Origin of the sequence: Pseudomonas syringae pv. cilantro, assembly GCF_001293775.1 — a bacterium.
Lineage (GTDB): Bacteria > Pseudomonadota > Gammaproteobacteria > Pseudomonadales > Pseudomonadaceae > Aquipseudomonas > Aquipseudomonas syringae_P.
Window position 1 is genome coordinate 327,028 of the sequence record NZ_LGLN01000033.1, and the last position, 20,429, is coordinate 347,456.

Annotated in this window: 15 protein-coding genes and 1 pseudogene; 9 read left to right on the plus strand and 7 right to left on the minus strand. The window is 56.1% G+C overall.

Going from position 1 to position 20,429, the window contains the following annotated elements; genetic code table 11:
- Positions 1 to 11: 11 nt before the first annotated feature.
- The 5 genes from ABJ99_RS08415 (at position 12) to ABJ99_RS08435 (ending at position 5,472) form a co-directional block, all read left to right on the plus strand.
- Positions 12 to 302 (plus strand): DUF2059 domain-containing protein, encoded by a 291-nt coding sequence (locus ABJ99_RS08415; protein ID WP_054085431.1) that lies wholly within the window; start codon positions 12 to 14, stop codon positions 300 to 302.
- A 107-nt stretch (positions 303 to 409) separates the two neighbouring features.
- A complete protein-coding gene (locus ABJ99_RS08420; protein WP_054085432.1) occupies positions 410 to 1,963 on the plus strand; it encodes an McrB family protein in 1,554 nt (517 codons plus the stop codon).
- A complete protein-coding gene (locus ABJ99_RS08425; protein ID WP_054085433.1) occupies positions 1,960 to 3,228 on the plus strand; it encodes an McrC family protein in 1,269 nt (422 codons plus the stop codon). Before ABJ99_RS08420 ends, ABJ99_RS08425 begins: the two co-directional genes overlap by 4 nt.
- 80 nt (positions 3,229 to 3,308) lie before the next feature.
- The gene (gene dgt / locus ABJ99_RS08430) at positions 3,309 to 4,712 is read left to right on the plus strand and encodes a dGTP triphosphohydrolase (RefSeq protein WP_054085434.1); all 1,404 of its coding nucleotides are present in this window, start codon (positions 3,309 to 3,311) and stop codon (positions 4,710 to 4,712) included.
- 211 nt (positions 4,713 to 4,923) lie between these two features.
- Positions 4,924 to 5,472, plus strand: coding sequence for a hypothetical protein (locus ABJ99_RS08435; RefSeq protein WP_230080998.1), 549 nt, complete (start codon positions 4,924 to 4,926; stop codon positions 5,470 to 5,472).
- Positions 5,473 to 5,603: 131 nt separating this feature from the next.
- On the opposite strand, the gene ABJ99_RS08440 is transcribed toward ABJ99_RS08435, so the two are convergent.
- The 5 genes from ABJ99_RS08440 to ABJ99_RS08460 form a co-directional block, all read right to left on the minus strand.
- Entirely contained in the window at positions 5,604 to 6,851 is a 1,248-nt protein-coding gene (locus tag ABJ99_RS08440; protein WP_005766612.1) for a ribonucleotide-diphosphate reductase subunit beta, read from the minus strand.
- A gap of 665 nt (positions 6,852 to 7,516) precedes the next feature.
- Positions 7,517 to 8,086 carry a GNAT family N-acetyltransferase gene (locus ABJ99_RS08445; RefSeq protein WP_054085436.1) on the minus strand — a complete coding sequence of 190 codons (570 nt, stop codon included), beginning with the start codon at positions 8,084 to 8,086 and terminating at the stop codon, positions 7,517 to 7,519.
- 105 nt (positions 8,087 to 8,191) lie between these two features.
- Positions 8,192 to 8,839, minus strand: a complete 648-nt coding sequence (locus ABJ99_RS08450; protein WP_054085437.1) for a BON domain-containing protein — start codon at positions 8,837 to 8,839, stop codon at positions 8,192 to 8,194.
- Positions 8,840 to 8,935: 96 nt separating this feature from the next.
- A complete protein-coding gene (locus ABJ99_RS08455; protein WP_054085438.1) occupies positions 8,936 to 9,409 on the minus strand; it encodes a potassium channel family protein in 474 nt (157 codons plus the stop codon).
- A gap of 25 nt (positions 9,410 to 9,434) precedes the next feature.
- Positions 9,435 to 10,187, minus strand: a complete 753-nt coding sequence (locus ABJ99_RS08460) for a helix-turn-helix domain-containing protein (protein ID WP_054085439.1) — start codon at positions 10,185 to 10,187, stop codon at positions 9,435 to 9,437.
- Positions 10,188 to 10,440: 253 nt separating this feature from the next.
- On the opposite strand from ABJ99_RS08460, the gene ABJ99_RS08465 reads away from it, so the two are divergent.
- The gene (locus ABJ99_RS08465; RefSeq protein WP_054085440.1) at positions 10,441 to 11,331 is read left to right on the plus strand and encodes a universal stress protein; all 891 of its coding nucleotides are present in this window, start codon (positions 10,441 to 10,443) and stop codon (positions 11,329 to 11,331) included.
- Positions 11,332 to 11,366: 35 nt separating this feature from the next.
- Here ABJ99_RS08465 and ABJ99_RS08470 read toward each other — a convergent pair whose 3' ends face one another.
- Positions 11,367 to 11,954 (minus strand): GNAT family N-acetyltransferase, encoded by a 588-nt coding sequence (locus ABJ99_RS08470; RefSeq protein ID WP_054085441.1) that lies wholly within the window; start codon positions 11,952 to 11,954, stop codon positions 11,367 to 11,369.
- A gap of 189 nt (positions 11,955 to 12,143) precedes the next feature.
- Between ABJ99_RS08470 and ABJ99_RS08475 the strand changes: the two genes are divergently transcribed.
- Both ABJ99_RS08475 and ABJ99_RS08480 read left to right on the plus strand, forming a co-directional pair.
- The gene (locus tag ABJ99_RS08475) at positions 12,144 to 13,376 is read left to right on the plus strand and encodes an acetate/propionate family kinase (RefSeq protein WP_054085442.1); all 1,233 of its coding nucleotides are present in this window, start codon (positions 12,144 to 12,146) and stop codon (positions 13,374 to 13,376) included.
- A 72-nt stretch (positions 13,377 to 13,448) separates the two neighbouring features.
- A pseudogene (locus ABJ99_RS08480) lies at positions 13,449 to 15,956 on the plus strand (phosphoketolase family protein).
- 119 nt (positions 15,957 to 16,075) lie between these two features.
- Here the strand turns inward: ABJ99_RS08480 and ABJ99_RS08485 are convergent.
- Positions 16,076 to 18,988, minus strand: a complete 2,913-nt coding sequence (locus tag ABJ99_RS08485) for a ribonucleoside-diphosphate reductase subunit alpha (protein WP_054085443.1) — start codon at positions 18,986 to 18,988, stop codon at positions 16,076 to 16,078.
- Positions 18,989 to 19,690: 702 nt separating this feature from the next.
- Between ABJ99_RS08485 and ABJ99_RS08490 the strand changes: the two genes are divergently transcribed.
- Complete coding sequence (locus ABJ99_RS08490) at positions 19,691 to 20,428, plus strand: response regulator (RefSeq protein ID WP_054085444.1); 738 nt, start codon at positions 19,691 to 19,693, stop codon at positions 20,426 to 20,428.
- Position 20,429 lies beyond the last annotated feature (1 nt).

Genomic DNA, 20,429 nt, shown 5'->3' on the forward strand with positions numbered 1-20,429 from the left:
AAGGAATAGCCATGAAAAAAACAGGGACAGTTCTCGTCGCCGTACTGGCGCTACTGTGCGCCTTCTCCGCACACGCCAGAGAAACCCCGGCATCAGACGCCTCACTCGTCAAAGCCATCATTCAAGAATCCATCGACAACTACTCCGGCAACTGCCCATGCCCCTACAACTCCGCGCGCAACGGCAGCCGATGCGGCAAGCGCAGCGCGTACAGCCGTGAAGGCGGGGAGGCACCTGTCTGCTTCAAGGAAGACGTTAGCAAAGAGATGATCAGTGAGTACCGGAGGCGTTTGGGAGGGTGAGGGTGTGATGGTGGTTGCTGGGTCTGCAGCAAACATTGACGCTCTTCTTTACCCATGCTGGCAATCTAGATACTGTTGTCGGACTTTTCCTACAAGGACGTTCGGCAATGCCTTCGCTTAATCAGATTTTCTTCGGTCCGCCCGGTACGGGGAAAACCTACGCCACAGTCGAAGCGACGTTGCAGATCCTTGATCAGCCTTTTCTTGCTAAAAATGCTGGTAGCCGATCAGCGCTGAAGGCTCGTTTCGACGAACTGCTCGCAGCAGGCGACGTGCGCTTTGTGACCTTTCATCAGAGCTTCAGCTATGAAGATTTTGTCGAAGGGCTACGCGCTACAACTGACGAGCAAGGTCAGATCCGTTATGAAGTGGTATCTGGTGTCTTCAAGAGCCTTTGCGAGTCAGTCGCGACTGAACTGAGCGGAAAGTATCGTGCATTCAAGGTAGGTGATCGCTACGGCACAGGCTACAAAGTGACCCGCGCCACGCCTGACGTGGTTGAGATGGAGAAGCCCCAAGGTAAACACCTTCCCATCGGCATGAGTCTGCTGAATACGCTCGCTTCTTATGTGGACGCTGGCACCTTCACTATCGAAGAACTGGGCAATGGTCGCTGGGACAAGAAAGTGCCGGGCTCCGTCCTAGATCCATTTTTGGTGAACGGCTACAAGAACTTCTTGCCATCAATGGTCGAGCACATGTTGGGCAAAAACGAGGAAGGCTTATTTGAGCCTGCCCCCGTTCAACATAGCGACGCCAAGGTGCTGATCATTGATGAGATCAATCGTGGCAATGTCTCGCGCATCTTTGGCGAGCTGATTACGCTCATTGAGCCTTCCAAGCGAGCAGGCGCAGACGAGGCTTTAGAAGTCACGCTGCCCTACTCAAAAGAGCGTTTTAGCATCCCCGGCAACATCCATCTGATCGGCACCATGAACACCGCTGACCGATCATTGGCTGCGCTGGATATCGCCCTGCGTCGTCGCTTCACGTTTGTTGAGGTTCCGCCCAATCCAGAGTTGCTTGATGAAGTAGAAGTTGATGGTATCGCTATCGACGAATTGCTCAGCGTGATGAACCAACGTATAGCGGCCCTGCTTGATCGAGACCACTGCCTTGGCCATGCGTACTTTATGCCTCTCAGGACCGAGCCTACGTTGGAGCGCTTGGAAGGCATTTTCCGCGAGCAAATTCTACCGCTGCTTCAAGAATACTTCTTTGAGGATTGGCAGCGTATCCAGTGGGTTCTCAACGACCAACGTAAGGCTCCAGAGAATAGTTTTCTGATTCAGCCGGGCCAAGACCTCACTGCGTTGTTTGGGGATGCGGTCACAGTGGGTCAGAGCAATGAGCGTTGGGAGTTGAATCTGCCAGCGTTCCAGAAGATTGAATCGTACCTGGGTGTGATTGATCACAACCTGGAAGTCGGTGCGCTGCTGGAAGCAAAAAACGTCAGAACAGACGGGATAGATATAAGGCAGTCTGCCGATGGTCGTATCGATGTGTATCGCGGAGGTCAGCACATTAAGCCCGCAAAGCCGCTGTTGCGCGAACTTGCGAGCAAGCAAGGCATCTCCATTACGTCCGCGTCGGGTAGCGAGCTGAATACGCGGAGCCTCGGACGCAAGATCATTAAGTTTCTGAGCGAGCAGCAGGGGTGAAAACCACTGTTACGGTCCGAGAATATGCTCGGCTAACCACCGGCAATATTCCCAACCCGACACTCGATGTAGCCCAAGTGTCGGCCACAGCCTTCGACTGGCTCTGCGAAACCAGCTCACGCTTTAGCAAAGCCGGCGCAGCGCTGGTGCAAGTTGAAGGCCGCCGCTGGCTTAAGCTCGACAACTATGTTGGCGCGCTGGAAACACCCTGCGGCACACGAATCGAAATCCTGCCCAAGCATTTTGAACAAGGTGATTGCATCCAGCAGAGCCGTGTCTTGCTCAGGCGTATGATTCAGAAGTCACTCGACCTGCCAACCCGCAAGGTTGGTGCAACCGCGTTGCAGCGCTTCGACGCACCTTTGACTGAATGGGTAATGAGCAGCTTTCTAGAAGCGTTCGACCACCTTATCAAGCGCGGCCTTCGCTTCGACTACCAGCGCTTGGAAGAAGAACAGCGGTATCTACGCGGCCAACTCAACACTGCCCGCCAGATGCGCCAACCCCCAGGACGGCAGCACCAATTCCAAATCCGCCACGACATATTCCTACCTGATCGCCCCGAGAACCGCCTACTCAAAACAGCGTTAGATATCGTCTGCAAAACCACCGAAGATCCCAGCAACTGGCGCCTGTCCCACGAACTACGCTCAATGCTGCAAGAGATTCCAACCAGCCGAGACACGACTCAAGATTTTAAACAGTGGCGTCACGACCGGCTAATGGCTCACTACCAACCGGTAAAACCGTGGTGTGAACTCATCATCCAACAGCAAACGCCACTGGCGATTGCGGGCGAATGGCAGGGCATGAGCCTGCTGTTCCCAATGGAAAAACTGTTTGAACGCTACGTGGCTGCATGCCTGAAGGATTCACTGCCGCCAGATGCGACACTGCATACCCAGCGCAGCAGCGAGTATCTGTGTACTCATCAGGGCAAGAAGGTTTTTCAGCTGCGGCCTGACTTGATGATTACGCAGGGAGAGAAAAGCTGGGTTCTGGACACCAAATGGAAGCGGCTGGACAGCGAGCTTGGCAGCAAAAATTATGGCCTGAGCCAGAGTGATTTTTATCAGATGTTTGCGTATGGGCAGAAATATCTGGGCGGGCAGGGGGATCTGGTGCTGATTTATCCGAAGCGAGGGGCGTTTCAGGAGGCGTTGCCGGTTTTTGAGTTTTCGGAGGGGTTGAGGTTGTGGGTGGTGCCGTTTGATTTGGAGTTGCGGCGGATACTCGCTATAGTGGGTGTTGGTGGACATCTGTAAGTATAAAATTTTTTTGAGATTTTTGCAGGCGCTTATCTTTTGGTAAGTAAAGCCGAAGCTGTAAGTGAAGGGAGTCTTGTATGTTAAATTGGAATTTGCTTTTAAATGAAGGTCGTAGGAAAGATAGATTAAAATCTAAAGATGTCTCGGCGACGGCCAATGGGCGGTTTGAGATAGAGCGAGATTATGATCGAATTCTTTTTTCAGCTCCTACAAGGCGGCTCGCAGATAAAACTCAAGTTTTTCCACTAGATAAAAACGACAGCGTTCGTACTAGGCTTACCCACTCTCATGAGGTGGCTACACTAGCTAGAAGTATAGGGCTTCGTCTGGTTTATGAAAATATTGCGATATTTAATTCAGATAGAAGTACGGAGTTTTTACAGCGTAGTATACCCGCTCTGCTAGCTGCAATTGGCTTGGTCCATGATTTAGGTAACCCTCCCTTCGGGCATCAGGGTGAATATGCAATAAGAAATTGGTTTAAAAAATATGAGGATGAAGTCTTTTCTGGGGATAGTGAGGCAGCTTACGACTTCCTGAACTTCGATGGTAATGCTCAAACAGTTCGGCTTGTGACTAAGCTTCAAATTCTTAATGACCAATTTGGCTTGAATCTAACGTACGCTACTATTGCAGCTTTAATTAAATACCCTGTCTCTACTAAAAACATCCGTGCTGAACATTGGAAAAAGCAGGGTTTTTTTAAGTCCGAAGAAAAGATAGTCAATGAAGTCTGGAGCGAAACTGGACTTTCAGAAGGCGTTAGGCACCCCTTGACGTATATCATGGAGGCCTGCGATGATATCGCCTACTCAGTTCTTGATGCTGAAGATACTGTAAAGAAAGGATTGGCATCTTATTATGATCTTATAAGGTATCTTGAAAAAAACTGTGTTGATGATGAAGTTGCTATTAGTGTGATCGCTTCCGCGAGAGCTCATAGTACTGAGTTTGAGAAAGGCAGTTTAAGTCCTCAAGAGTTAAATGATTGTTCTATGCAGATGTTTAGAGTTCACGCAATCACTGCGATGGTACAGGCGGTAGTCGAAAAATTCTCAATGGTTGCAGATTCTTTCTTGAAAGGGGATCAAATCTACAAAGGTGTCATGAGCGTTTCTAAGGCTGCAAAATTTTGTAGTGTGTTAAAGAACTTCGATATGGCCTATGGATTTAAGCATAAGAGTGTTCTAGAGTTGGAGTTAAGGGGTAATAATTATATTGAGGAAACGATGGATATGCTGTGGGTTGGAGTACATGGCAGGTTGAATAAGAAATTCAAATCTGAGACGCCATTCGGGAAATATGTATACTCTAGGATTTCCGAAAGCTATCGTCGTATTTTTGACGATCCTAAGAACGATTTGTCAGTAGGTTATAAAGAAGCTCAGCTTCTTGCTGATGCTATCTCCGGGATGACAGATAGTTACCTAATAGCACTGCACGCAGAGTTAAAGCCTCTTTATGATAGACATTGCGCCTAGTAACCAAGCCTTCAAGAAGAGGGTTATAAGGTTTTTTAGTTCGGTCAGGCGGGCTAGTGTTACTAATTTTATTAGTGACCTTTCTAGCGCTGGAGAAGTACTTGTATTTGGTGGGCTGTTAAGGGATATCGCTCTGTTTGGTACGAGGAATTTTAACTCTGATATTGATCTCGTAGTTGATTGTTCAAGTGAGCGTTTGAGAAGTTTCTTCATGAGCTGTAAGTATGCCTTTAATCAAAATAAGTTTGGAGGCTATAGGTTAGAGGTTGGTGGGTGGTCCGTTGATGTATGGCCTATTCGTGAGACCTGGGCATTTAATCATGCAGGTATCGCTTATCGCGGCCACGATAGCTTGCTTTTGACCACAATTACAAATTGGGATGCTGTTGTTTTTTCATTTAAGGAAAAAAAAATAATATCAGGAGAGTATTATCTCGATTCTCTAAGGTTGGGTGAGTTGGATATTGTTCTTTCGGATAATCCTAATAGTGCTAGCGTCCTGATGCGTGTTATCAAGGCTGTATGTGATAAGCGCGCGAAAATATTAATGCCTAGAATGCTTGGCTATTTAAAAACGGAATTGCCGAAGTGGACTGCTAGTCAGGTGTTGGATGCCCAAGAAGAACTCTTAGGAAGGGTGTATCTTTCTGCTACTGAATTTTATAATTTTAGAGATGAGGTTTTTTCTCTAGAGGAAGATCTGTTTGGGAGTGATGTCTTAGTGAAAGGGCGTAACTTTTCTTTTGTGTTTTATGAGTAGTTTTACTGGATTTTTCAGTCGCTGCGCTTTCTTAAAAGCAGGTGGCCAGGGCTTAGTTTATTTCTAACACATTTTTATAGGGTTAACGGCTATAAAGGCCAGCAACTTTCGTTGCTGGCCTTTATTTAAGCTCAATCCCAGCTCAAAGCCCCACCCGTCTGATACTCAATAACCCGAGTCTCAAAGAAATTCTTCTCTTTCTTCAAGTCCATGATCTCGCTCATCCAGGGAAACGGATTCGTTGTCCCTGGGTACTCTTCCTTCAAGCCAATCTGGCTCAAACGACGGTTAGCGATGAATTTAAGGTAATCCTCCATCATTGCCGCATTCATCCCCAGCACGCCGCGGGGCATGGTGTCGCGGGCGTATTCGATTTCCAGCTGGGTGCCTTGCAGGATCATCTGCGTGGCTTCTTCTTTCATCTCGGCATCCCACAGGTGCGGGTTTTCGATTTTGATCTGGTTGATCACGTCGATGCCGAAGTTCAGGTGCATGGACTCGTCGCGCAGGATGTACTGGAACTGCTCGGCGACGCCGGTCATTTTGTTGCGGCGGCCCATGGAGAGGATCTGGGTGAAGCCGCAATAGAAGAAGATGCCTTCCAGTACGCAGTAGTAGGCGATCAGGTTGCGCAGCAGCTCTTTGTCGGTGTCGACGGTGCCGGTTTCGAACTTCGGATCGGAGATCGAACGGGTGTATTTCAGGCCCCAGGCTGCCTTTTTGGCGACCGACGGGATCTCGTGGTACATGTTGAAGATCTCGCCTTCATCCATGGCCAGCGATTCGATGCAGTACTGGTAGGCGTGGGTGTGGATCGCTTCTTCGAAGGCCTGGCGCAGGATGTACTGGCGGCACTCCGGGTTGGTGATCAGGCGGTACACGGCCAGCACCAGATTGTTGGCAACCAGTGAGTCGGCGGTGGAGAAGAAGCCGAGGTTGCGCATGACGATGCGGCGCTCGTCGTCGGTCAGGCCTTCCGGGTCTTTCCAGAGGGCGATGTCGGCGGTCATGTTGACTTCTTGCGGCATCCAGTGGTTTGCGCAACCGTCCAGGTATTTCTGCCAGGCCCAGTCGTACTTGAAAGGCACGAGCTGGTTGAGGTCGGCGCGGCAGTTGATCATCATTTTTTCATCAACGGCAACGCGGGCGCTGGCGCCTTCGAGTTCGGCCAGGCCTTCAGCGACGTCCAGTGCGTCCAGCGCTTTCTTGGCGCGAATCAGGGCCGCGGAGTCGGCGGCGGTAACGGCGCGGGCTTCCTGTGCAGCCAGGCCACCGGCGCTGTCGAGGCGGTCCATGTTGGCTTCGTTGGCATGACCGGCATTGGTCGCTTTGGCGACTACTTCGCCGTCTTCCTTATCGAATTCGTCCCAGCTCAGCATGGTGTACGTCTCCTGCCTGAGGGGTTGCCTGTGGCACCCCTGTTGGATTTTCAAAGTATGGGCTGCCAGCGTCGCGCTGAACGTGCGCTGGCAATGGAATTTTTTACTCGGGGTCTGTCGCGATCGGCCGGCTTATGAGTGTGCCGGTCGCTCTTTGAATGTGCTGCCGAGGCTGTGCCTCATAGGCGAGCAGATCGAAAACTCGAGGTTGCTTTCAGACAAGCCAGGTTTGCTTTTGCAAATGGTCATTTGAGTACCCTTGAGCGAGCGCGGGATTATACAGATTTTGTCCGACCCCTGCGCATGCATGACTGACTTTGATATGGACGTTGCGCCTGTTTTTCGATGATGTTCGTATTCAGTGAGATGGCTCGTGAATGCGTGATATCGAGGCGTAAATCCCTTATGTAGTGTTTCTTTCGGATCAGGGGCGCAGCATATAGTGATGCGAGGATTGCTGCAATCGGCTGCGCAAGCGGATTTTCAGCCAGCCTTCAGGATGTGATGCGGGTCAATTCTTCTCTGCTACATGCAGATCGGGGGCTGCGACGTACAAGGGCTGATCGCAGGCATGGAATCGGCCAGAATGACAGGCGACGAATGGTTATGAGCGATGCGGTCAGGCATCGCTGTTACCTGTGAAGGGGGATGCCGGACGGGGCCGTTCACATCACCAGAACATACTCATGAAAAACTCGCGGTCCGTGTTCTTCGTCCACATGGCACGTGAAACCCATTTTCTTCGCCAGTTCGTCCATCGCCTCATTTCTGGCAGCGTCCATCGACGATATCTTGCGGAAGCCCTTTTTCGTGGCTGTTTCCATGAGGCGCGTCAACAACGCGGTTGCGACGCCTCGACGTTGCCAGCGTTCGGAAACTGCAACGGCGAACTCGCAATGAACGTCGCCTTCAAAGGCGCCGTAACGGGCAACGCCGATTTCTGTCAGTTCATCGTTTTCGAAGGCCAGTGCCAGGAAGGCGTTACGATTTTTCGAGTCGATGTCCATGAGCTGGTCGTGCACCTCTGCCTGATCGCTGAAGGAGCCCAGAAAGCGGAAATGCGCCATGTCCTCGCCCAGGTCTTTGAGAAAAGCGAATTCCCTGGCACGGTCTTTAACTGCCAGCTGACGAATCAGCATCGGGGTTCCATCGGCTAACTTCTCGATCCAGTAACCGCCGATCAGATCGTGAGTGTCTTCGTCGAAACGTTTGAGGATGTCTGCTGTGTGAGGCATGCGAGTAGCTCCGAATGTACGAAATGAATGTCCTTTTGCAGGCTAGTCCGGTCAATGTGCGACACCGCTGTTATCGGCTCGCTGACCGGGTCGGCAGACGGTCGGTCAGTTGATGAGCAGATGGTTGTCCACGTTTTTAACCCCCGGCACTGCCCAGGCGGCATGCTCGACGGCTTTGCGTTCACGCCATCGATGAACGTAGCCTTCAAGCTTCACTTGATTGCCTTCGGCGGTGACGCAAATTTTGCTGGCGTCCAGCTCCGAGCTTCGCGCCAAGGCTTGGTCGATCAATGTCTTGATGTCCAGGCCAGCGCTTTCAGGTTTGACGATCAGCAGGTTGTCGATGCCAGCGATGCCGGCGAGGGTGTTGATGGCTTTTTGGGCGGCTTCTTTCTGGTACTGCCACTCCACATCGCCTTCAAGCGTTACCCATCCCCGCTGCACCTTGATCTGAATGGCCTGCTCGGGTGATGCGCTGTTCCAGTGAATCAGGTCCAGACAACGCGAGGCGATCACGCTGTCGTCGATATAGAGTTCGCTCGGCACCCGCACGTCGAGTTCCTCAGCCACGGCTCTGACGCCTTTGACGCTCTTGACTGCGCGTTCGGCCGCGATTTTTTCGGCGAAGGTTTTCACATGCCCGCTGAGCACCACCACGCTGTTTTCAATCGTGACACCAATCGCGGCTGCGTCGATGTGGGGCAAAAACTCAAGTTCGTCCAGAATCGTTCTGCGTAACGTCAGGTCGCTCATGCTGAGTCCTCTTGATGATTGGGCGCGGCAGTTCATGGCGTGCCGCCGCCACACCATTGAATACCCTCCAACACATCAAACCTTGAGTTTTGTCAGTTAAAGCCCTTTGCTTGATACCCGCCGGTCTGCGCCCGCTGAACGGTCGGCGTGTGTGCCCCAGTATTTCTGCATCTCGATAAACAGAAATGAAGCCGTCCAGGTGATGAGCACCAGCCCCGTCAGGGCTTCGAGTCCTGTCAGGTATTTGAGCGGGCCACTGGGCGTGATGTCACCGAAACCGATGGTGGTGAACGTTGTGAACGAGAAGTACACGGAATCCATGAAGCTGCCGTCGAAGTCGCCGGTGAGACGACCCAGCGACTCCGAGCGATTCATCAGGTAATAGCCCAGCGCGAATATCCAGACTTCGATGGCATGAGCGATCAACGCGCCCAATACGCCGAAGACCATCCTGAACCGATGCCAGAGAGTGAGTCTGGGCATCAGCCCGTTCAGGCGCAGCAGGCATTCGTAATGAACGATAACAACTGTGGTGATGATCAGAATATTGATCAGTGTGATCGCGATCATTGGAGGGTTTCCCGTCCAGATGGATTCACAGGGTTTTTGCGCGGTAGCTGCATCCGTGAATCAACGCTTGCAGGCGGTCCAGGTCGAGGATCTCTACCTGGCGTCCGGAAATGCTGACGATGCGCAGATTGCGCAAGTAGGCGATGGCACGGCAGATGGTTTCAAGTCGTAACCCGAGGTAGGAGGCAATGTCTTCGCGGGTCATGCGCAACACAAACGCTGTCGCCGAATAGCCGCGGCTGCTCATTCGGCCGGACAGGTTAAGCAGGAAGGCGGCCATGCGCTCCTCTGCATTGAGATTGCCCAACAGCAGCAACATCTGATGGTCGCGGACGATCTCTTTGCTCAGCACGCGATTGAGGTTGTGCTGCAGTGAGGGCATTTCTCGCGACAGGTGTTCCAGATGGGTGAAACGAATAGGACACACTTCGCTGTCTTCCAGGGCGATGGCGTCGCAGACATGGCGGTTGTTGCTGATTGCGTCACAGCCCAGCAATTCTCCCGACATCTGAAAGCCGGTCAGTTGGTCGCGCCCGTCCTGCGAAGAAATCGTCGTTTTGAAAAAACCGAAACGCACCGCGTACAGGGACCGCAACGGATCGCCAGCGCGATAAAGCGCTGCGCCTTTTTTCACCTTGACGGGCTGAGGAATGATCGCGGACAAGCGATCGGTGTCGTTGACGCTCATGCCGACGCAGAGACACAGCTCTCGAACACTGCAACTTGAGCACTCTGCCTTGAGATACGAACCGTTGATGGCTGCCAAATGGGCGGTCATGGCGTGCTCCCTGTTCAACTCAGCATAGGCGCGTCGAGCGTGCAGTGATAGCAGGCATTTGAAATGTGGATGAGCGGGCTGTGGGGCGGGTTTTGTGTGGGTGAGCTCCTTGCCGGTGTTGATTTATATCAAGCCGCTTTATGCCGGGCCATCGAGAATGAATGAACAGGCAGTAACCCCTCGATCGCTTTTTTCAGCCGTGTGATCGTCACCCGTGTCAGTGAGGTGCTCCGTGTTCGAGTCAGAGCGTTTAATGTTGATTGCGTCGCCATTGATGAGCAGGACCCCGGCTTTTGAACGTGCCGGGGCGCTGGCTCGGGCTAAAAGTGCGGCGTTGCATATTGTCGCTTTCGATTACGTCGAGGGCCTGGCCGCCGCCGGACTGCTTAACGAAAGGGCATTGAACGAGATGCGCGATGGCTATCTGGCCAGCCACCGACAATGGTTGGAGCAGCAGGCACTACTGATACGACAATCCGGTGTGGAGGTGACCACCGAAGTGATCTGGGTCATGCGCCCGCTGGATGAAATCATGGCGCATGTGCATGAGATCAAGCCCTCGATGGTGATCAAGGACATCGGAAACGAATCCTGGCTGACGCGCGCCATGTTCACGTCGCTGGATATCCGGCTGCTGCATGACTGTCCGGTGCCGTTGCACCTGGTATCGAGCGTGGACCACGCGCTACCGCGCAAGATATTGGCGGCCGTCGATCCGTATCGGACCGAGGAGCAGTTCGGCAACGTCAACGAAGTCATCATCAAGAGCGCCGAGAAGCTGGCCGCGCAGTGCAACGCTCAATTGCATCTGCTTTACGCCCATGACATGGCCTACATCTTTGCTTCGGCGGGTGATCTGGGTTTCTCAACGAGCCTGGAGCACACGTTGTATGAGACCGATCAAGAAGCCTTTGATCAGTTGGCAGACCGGTTTGGAGTGCCCGATGAATGCAGGCACGTGATCACGGGCAGCCCGGCGAAGGTGATCAGCGCGTTTGTTCTGGCCGAGGGCATTGATGTGATTGTCATGGGCACGCTGCACCGTAATCGTGTCGATACGTTGCTGGGCAGCACCACCGAGCAGGTCGCTCACCATCTGTCAGGCAGCCTGCTGGCGCTGAACCCGCGCCGGTCTGCGCTTTGAGTTGTGTGTCGACACGGGAGTAGCGGTTGCCGGTATCAGTTGAGCTTCAACCGGTACACCACTTGAGTGGCGTCCAGCGGGTCACCGCCGGACGTGAAACCCAACGCCTTGGCCAGGTGGCGCATGGGAGAATTGCTGGCGGAGTCCATGGACGTCATGTGCTGAAAACCATTGAGGCGCGCAGCGTTGATCAAATGCCCCATCAGTTGCCTGCCGAGGCCCTTGCGCTGCCAGGCGTCGTCAACGGCTATCGCTGATTCGCACTGTGTGCTGTCGTCTGCGGCGTAGCGCGCCACGCCAATTTCCGTCAACAGGCCGTCATCCATATGCAGGGCGACATACGCCATCCGTTGCTGGTAGTCGATGTCCATCAGTTGATCGAGCAATGGTTCGCCCGGCTCTTTCATCGTGACCAGAAAGCGAAAATGCCGCGACTCCGGCGACAGGTTCTTGATGAACGCAAACTCACGCGCTCTGTCTTCGGCCTTCAGCGGGCGAATCAGTACGTGGCTGCCGTCATTCAGAGGCGTGACCCAGTGATCGATGCCGAGCCTGGACACGGCAGACTTTTTTCGTGCGCTGTTGCTTTCGGCAGCATAGGGTTGAAGGGGTAGCACGCTCATGGGCGGGTTCCTGAGAAGGGCGATACGCGAGTGAAAACAGCTCGTCCTCCCTACATCTACGCCCAGTCTGTCGTGGCTTTCTGATCCATATCAATACCGCCGTGATTGCGACGCTCAGACTGACCCCCGGTTACCTGCATTGAGCCAGGTTTCGCCAGTGCGAACCCCGAGCCATCGAAGGAGTGCTCCATGACGGATCAATCGCAGCCCGTGCTGCTGGTGCTCAATACCGGTTCCTCCAGCATCAAGTTCTCGTTGTACAGCGCTGCTGCGCTGACCGCGTCCGGGCCGCAGTGCCTGGGTAACGGCAGTTTCGAGGTGCGGCAAAACACAGAACACCTGTTCTTCCAGAGCGCCGGCAATGCTGCGCAAACGCACGAGGAGTGGCCACGTGACCATGCTTCTTCAGGCAGCGGCACGCTGGCCAATCTGATGGGCTGGATCGAACGCCGCACGGACGGGCAAATCTGCGCCGCCGCGCATCGTGTCGTTCATGGCGGCAGCCGCACGCAAGTTGCAGCGCGAGTCGATGCTGCGCTCATGGCTGAAATGCAGGCGCTGGTTCCGCTGGCGCCTTTGCATCAGCCATTGTGCCTGGCGCCCATGACCTACCTGAGCCGCGAGCACGGCGGGCTTATGCAATTCGCCTGTTTCGATACCGCGTTTCACCACACCCTGGACGTGCTCGAAACCCGATTCGGCCTGCCTGCATCACTCACTGCGCAGGGCCTTCGGCGCTATGGCTTTCACGGCTTGTCGTATGAATACATCGCCAGCGTGCTCCCGCATTACGATCAGCGTGCGGCAGAAGGGCGCACGATCGTTGCTCATCTGGGCAATGGCGCAAGTTTGTGCGCCATGCACAACCGGATCAGTCGTGGCACAACCATGGGCTTCAGTACCCTGGACGGTGTGCTGATGGGAACGCGCCCCGGTCGCCTGGACCCCGGCGTGCACCTGTACCTGCTGCGCGAGCATGGCATGAGTGTGCAGGCGCTGGAGCATTTGCTGTATCACGAATGCGGGCTGTTGGGCGTTTCCGGCGGTATATCGAGCGACATGCGCGAGCTGTCTGCCAGCCAGGCTCCTGAGGCGCGAGACGCCATCGCGTTGTTCGTACGCAGCGTGGTGCGCGAGATAGGCAGCCTGGCCGCGATTCTGGGCGGTATCGATGCGCTGGTCTTTACCGGCGGCATCGGTGAGCACGCTACCGACGTGCGCGACGCGATTCTTGACGGTTGCGCCTGGCTGGGTCTGAAGCGCGACGGGGCGGCAGCGACCCACCCGGCAACCAAGCCTGCGACTCAACCTGCCGCTCGACTGTCGCACCCCGACAGCGCTGTTTCGGCCTGGACGATTGCCACTGACGAAAACGCCATCATCGCCCGCCATGCGCTCGGGTTGCTGTACGAGCGCACCTGAACCCTTTCACGCCTTCCACACATCGAAACCTGCGAGTCGCAAGGCTTGTACATCGCACCCTATGGAGTCGCCATGTATCACTTCAACTCAACGCTTTCCAGCGCCGAACAATCGGACACTGAATCGGCCAGGCAAGCGGAACTGGAAGCCAGCCAGACCGGACCGCTGGACGCCGATCTGCTCTCGCGCCTGCATCGTTACTGGAATGCCGCCAATTACCTGTGCGTCGGCCAGATCTACCTGAAGGCCAATGCACTGCTGCGCGAGCCATTGCTGGCCGAGCACATCAAGCCTCGACTGCTGGGGCACTGGGGCACGTCGGTCGGGCAGAACTTTATCTACGTGCACCTCAATCGCCTGATTGGTGAGCGGCGGATCGAGACGATTTTCATCTCCGGCCCAGGTCATGGCGGCCCGACCATGAACGCCTGCGCCTGGCTTGAAGGCACTTACAGTGAAGTGCATCCCGACATCCCGCCTGATGAAGAGGGCATGCTGGGTTTCTTTCGCAGCTTCTCCACCCCCGGTGGCATCCCCAGCCATTGCGGCCCGCACACACCCAACTCTTTGCATGAAGGCGGAGAGCTGGGCTATTCGTTGATGCACGCCTTTGGCGCTGTTTTTGATAATCCCCACTTGCTGGTCGCCTGCGTCATCGGCGATGGCGAAGCCGAGACCTGCCCGCTGGAAGGCAGCTGGAAAAGTGTTCACTTTCTCGACCCTCGTCGGGACGGTGCGGTGCTGCCGATCCTGCACCTCAATGGCTACAAGATTTCCGGGCCGACGGTCGAAGCGCGCTTGCCGGACGAGCAGTTGCTCGAGCTGTACCGGGGGCGGGGTTATCAGCCGATGATCGTCGCGGGCGATGATCTGCCAGGCATGCATCAGCGCTTCGCGGCCGCGCTCAATACCTGTCACGACGCGATCCGCGAACAACAGGCGCGCTCCAGAAAGGACGGTGGCGCTGCGCGTGCACGCTGGCCAATGATTATCCTGCGCAGCCCGAAAGGCTGGACCGGGCCGAAAGTCGTGGATGGCGTGCCAGTAGAAGGTACTTTTCGCGCTCATCAGGTGCCGCTGGCCAACGTCATCGGCAACCCGCAACACCTCCAGCAACTGGAGAGCTGGATGCGCAGTTACTCGCCCGAGACCTTGTTCGATCAGAGCGGCCGGTTGCTGCCTGAGCTTCAGGCGCTGACCCCGCCATCGGCGTTGCGCATGGGCGCTGTCCCGAGTGTGAACGGCGGCCGCGTACTGGTGGCGCTGGATTTGCCGAACTTCGCTGACTATGGCCTGGAAGTGCCGGGCCCCGGTCAGGTCATCGCCGAAGCACCGCGCCGATTGGGGGAATACCTGCGTGACGTGATGCGCAACAACCCGCATAACTTCCGTGTCTTCGGGCCTGACGAGACCAACTCCAATCGCCTCAACGCTGTGTTCGAGGCCAGCAACCGCACTGCGTCAGGGCCATGCCTGGAGATTGACGATCACCTGGCCGCAGAGGGCAGGGTGATGGAAGTGCTGAGCGAGCACCTGTGTGAAGGCTGGCTGGAGGGGTATCTGCTGACCGGCCGACACGGCATGTGGTCAACCTACGAAGCGTTCGCCCAAGTGGTCGATTCCATGGTCACCCAGCATGCCAAGTGGTTGCAGCAGAGCCGCGAGTTTGCCTGGCGGCGCCCGCTGGCCTCGCTCAACATTCTGATCAGCAGCCACGCCTGGCGTAACGACCACAATGGTTTCAGCCATTAGTCCACCGGGTTCGTCGACAACGTGTTGCAGCGCCGGGCTGACGTGGTGAGGGTGTATTACCCGCCGGACTCCAACTGCCTGGTCAACGTCTTCGACCATTGTCTGCGCAGCCGCAACTACATAAACGTGGTGACCTGCGGCAAGCAACCGGATTTTCAATGGCTGGATTTCGACGCAGCGCTCAAGCATTGCTCTCAAGGTGCGTCGATCTGGGACTTCGCAGGCAGTGACGACGGTGAGCAGCCGGACGTGGTGCTGGGCTGTGCGGGCGATGTACCGACCACCGAGGCGGTGGCGGCAGCCTGGTTGCTGCAAAAACATGTGCCGGGTATTCGCGTGAGGCTGGTCAATGTCGTCGACCTCGGCATTTTAAGCGCGCCTGAAGATCGGCCTCACGGTATGGACCATGTGTCGTTCGAGGCATTGTTCACCCGTGATGCGCCGGTGATGTTCGCCTTTCACGGCTCGACCTGGGTGATCCACTCCATGGTGCATGGCCGCGCCAACGAGGCACGCTTTCATGTGCGCGGGTTCAGTGATCGCGGTACCACGACGACGCCATTCGACATGGTGGTGCTCAATCGCCTCAGCCGTTATCACTTGGCCATCGACGCGTTGAGTCATGTACCCCGTTTGCGCGCGCAGAGTCTGGATGCCGTGCATTTTTTCGAAAGTCAGTTACGCAAGCATCACACCTGGATCCGCGAACACTTTGAAGACCTGCCGGAGATTCGCAACTGGTGCTGGACGGCCGATTTCAGCGAGTCGCAGACACCTCCGCCATTGGCCAAGGGGCATAGCCGAGGGCAGACGTTTACCGATGCGTGAGGGGTTGCGTTAGCGAATGGAGTTGTTGCGCAACGGCAGGGAGCCGTTTACAGGCGGGGGAGGGGGGGTTTGCCCCCACGCTGGTGTTGCCAACGTGGGGGCAAGTCAGGCTTTGACGGTTACTGGCAAGCCTCGCAATCCGGCTCGTCAATCGCGCAAGCCTTTGGCACCGGGGCCGGGCCTGCCGGAGCGGCTTCGGTTGGGCGAGGGGCGGTGATTGCCGACTCGTCCGGGCCGTGGCCGCCGCTCGATACGGCATTGAGCTTGCCGGTGTTGACGGTGGATTTCTCGGTGCTGGTCGCGGCCAGGGCGCGGAGGTAGTAAGTGGTTTTCAGACCACGGTACCAGGCCATGCGGTAGGTCACGTCCAGCTTCTTGCCCGACGCGCCAGCGATGTACAGGTTCAGCGACTGAGCCTGGTCGATCCACTTCTGACGACGGCTTGCTGCGTCGACGATCCATTTGGTGTCCACTTCGAAGGCGGTCGCGTAAAGCTCTTTGAGCTCCTGCGGAATGCGCTCGATCTGTTGCACCGAACCGTCGTAGTACTTCAGGTCGTTGATCATGACCGAGTCCCACAGGTCGCGAGCCTTGAGGTCGCGAACCAGGTACGGGTTGATCACGGTGAATTCGCCGGACAGGTTCGACTTCACATACAGGTTCTGGTAAGTCGGTTCGATCGACTGCGACACGCCCGTGATGTTGGCGATGGTGGCGGTCGGTGCGATGGCCATGATGTTCGAGTTACGAATGCCTTTCTGCACGCGGGCACGAACCGGCGCCCAGTCCAGGGTCTCTTTCAGGTCGACGCTGATGTACTTCTCGCCACGCTGCTCGATCAGGATCTGTTGCGAGTCCAGCGGCAGGATACCTTTGGACCACAGCGAACCCTGGAACGTCTCGTAGGCACCACGCTCGTCAGCCAGGTCGCAGGACGCCTGAATCGCGTAGTAGCTGACCGCTTCCATCGACGTGTCGGCAAACTGCACGGCAGCATCGGAACCATAAGGAATGTGTTGCAGGTACAGCGCGTCCTGGAAGCCCATGATGCCCAGGCCGACCGGGCGGTGGCGCAGGTTGGAGTTGCGGGCTTGCGGCACCGAGTAGTAGTTGATGTCGATCACGTTATCGAGCATGCGCACGGCGACGTCGACGGTGCGCTTGAGCTTGTCGGTGTCCAGCTTGCCGTCGACGATGTGGTTCGGCAGGTTGATCGAGCCCAGGTTGCAGACTGCGATCTCGTCCTTGTTGGTGTTCAGGGTGATCTCGGTGCACAGGTTCGAGCTGTGAACCACGCCCACGTGCTGCTGCGGGCTGCGCAGGTTGCACGGGTCTTTGAAGGTCAACCAAGGGTGGCCGGTTTCGAACAGCATCGAGAGCATCTTGCGCCACAGATCCTTGGCCTGGATGGTCTTGAACAGCTTGATCTTGCCCGGGTATTCGGTCAGCGCTTCGTAGTACTCGTAACGCTCCTGGAAGGCCTTGCCGGTCAGGTCGTGCAGGTCTGGCACTTCGGAGGGCGAGAACAGGGTCCACGGGCCGTCGTCAAAGACGCGCTTCATGAACAGGTCAGGGATCCAGTTGGCGGTGTTCATGTCGTGGGTACGACGGCGGTCATCACCGGTGTTCTTGCGCAGCTCGATGAACTCTTCGATGTCCATGTGCCAGGTTTCCAGGTAGGCACAGACAGCGCCTTTGCGCTTGCCGCCCTGGTTGACCGCAACGGCGGTGTCGTTGACCACTTTCAGGAACGGCACGACGCCTTGCGATTTGCCGTTGGTGCCCTTGATGTACGAGCCCAGCGCGCGAACCGGTGTCCAGTCGTTGCCCAGACCGCCTGCGAATTTGGACAGCATGGCGTTGTCGTGGATCGCGTGATAGATGCCTGACAGGTCATCCGGCACGGTGGTCAGGTAGCAGCTGGACAGCTGTGGACGCAGGGTGCCGGCGTTGAACAGCGTCGGGGTTGACGACATGTAGTCGAACGACGACAGCAGGTTGTAGAACTCGATGGCGCGGTCTTCGCGGGCTTTCTCTTCGATTGCCAGGCCCATGGCCACACGCATGAAGAAGATCTGCGGCAGTTCGAAACGCACGCCATCCTTGTGGATGAAGTAACGGTCGTACAGGGTTTGCAGGCCCAGATAAGTGAACTGCTGGTCGCGCTCGTGGTTGATTGCCTTGCCGAGTTTTTCGAGGTCGAAGTCCGCCAGCACAGGGTTGAGCAGTTCGAACTTGATGCCGGTGGCGACGTAGGCCGGCAGCGCCTTGGCGTACAGATCGGCCATTTCGTGGTGGGTGGCGCTTTCGGCGACACCGAGGAAACCCAGGCCTTCGGCGCGCAGGGTGTCCATCAGCAGGCGGGCGGTGACGAACGAGTAGTTCGGCTCGCGCTCGACCAAGGTACGGGCGGTCATGACCAGTGCGGTGTTGACGTCTTTCAGCGCCACGCCGTCGTACAGGTTTTTCAGGGTTTCGGTCTGGATCAGGTTGGCGTCGACTTCAGCCAGGCCTTCGCACGCTTCGGTGACGATGGTGTTCAGGCGACCCATGTCCAGCGGCGCGAAGCTGCCGTCGGCGCGGGTGATGCGAATCGACGGATGGGCCTGGACCTGCTCTTCGGTGGCGCGACCGGCACGCTCCTTGGCGCGCGAATCACGGTAGATGACGTAGTCGCGAGCCACTTTCTGCTCGCCAGCGCGCATCAGGGCCAGTTCGACCTGATCCTGGATTTCTTCGATGTGGATGGTGCCGCCCGAAGGCATGCGCCGTTTGAACGTGGCGCTGACCTGCTCGGTCAGGCGCGCAACGGTGTCGTGGATGCGCGACGAGGCAGCAGCATTGCCGCCTTCAACTGCAAGAAACGCCTTGGTGATGGCTACGGTGATCTTGTCATCGGTGTAAGGGACGACGGTACCGTTACGCTTGATCACACGCAGTTGACCGGGAGCCGTGGCAGACAGATCCTGTTGGCTCTGGCTTGCCTGCGGCGCGCCGGTCGGCGAGTTCTCGCGAGTTGTGTCTGTTTGCATGTGTGACTCCACGTTCCTTTAAGTTTGTTCGGGCACTGCTGCCCACCGTTTCGTTTCGAGCAGTGAGTCGCAAAAGGCGACTCAAGGGCTCCAAAACGAAGGTGGCAGCGGAGGTGTGTTTCCGCTGCCAGGTTTTGAAGCCAAAAAGGACCGGGCCAGGCCCGATCCTTTGAAAACTGATGAAGAGTGCGTGTTCGATGTTGCAAACCGTGTACTGCGCGGCTCTGACTCGCGCGCGAGCAATCTGGTATCGAAAGCGACTCTAAATTCAACCCCGCAAACGCAAGAAAAGTGCTTGAGTTTGTCGATTGAGTTGTGCTGGGTTTTTGGTGGGAAACCCTACATGTAGGGTGTCCCTCGCCGTCGGGCTACAAGATAATGCGTTTTGGACATGAATTGCAACGCACCGCCTGTGGATAAAGTGTGTGTAGTTTGTGTATGAAACGCACACCATGCGTGTAGGCCGCATAACTACTGGATCGTGACCGTTTGTCAGCGATTTTTGTAGGCACCGTCGTCACGTTACTGATTTTTGAGGGCGCGAACCCTATCACAAAAAAACGGCGTTGAAAGGTCGATCTGGCATGCCCTGTGCTATGCCGCCCGATGCATATCGCGCTTGCTACACTGTTCTGCGACGAAGCGCCGCAACCTCCGCTTTGCAAAATCGCAACGGGCTGATAACCACAACGGGAGAGTCTTTTGGAGCCACACACCTGGCATGTGCTCATCGTCGAAGACGATCAGCGGCTGGCCGAATTGACCAGCGATTACCTGCAGAACAACGGCCTGAGCGTGGCGATAGAAGGAAACGGCGCACGGGCGGCGGCGCGAATCATCGACGAGCAGCCCGATCTGGTGATCCTCGACCTGATGCTGCCGGGCGAAGACGGCTTCAGTATCTGCCGCAGCGTGCGCGGCCGTTACGATGGGCCGATCCTGATGCTCACTGCGCGCACCGATGACACTGACCATATTCAAGGCCTGGACACTGGCGCGGATGATTTCGTCTGCAAACCGGTGCATCCCCGTGTCTTGCTGGCGCGCATCAAGGCCCTGCTGCGCCGCAGCGAAGCGCCGCAGGTGCCAGCCGCCGAGCTGCGGCGGCTGGTGTTCGGTCCGTTGGTGGTGGACAACGCCCTGCGCGAGGCCTGGTTGCGCGAGCAAAGCATCGAACTGACCGGCGCCGAGTTCGATCTGTTGTGGCTGCTGGTCGCCAATGCCGGGCGCACATTGTCCCGCGAAGAGATTTTCACGGCGCTGCGCGGCATCGGCTACGACGGACAGGATCGCTCGATCGATGTACGTATCTCGCGCATCCGCCCCAAGATCGGCGACGATCCCATTCATCCACGCCTGATCAAGACCGTGCGCAGCAAGGGCTACCTGTTCGTGCCTGAAGCGGCGCAGGACATGAGCGGCCACGGGTTTAGCGGCTGAC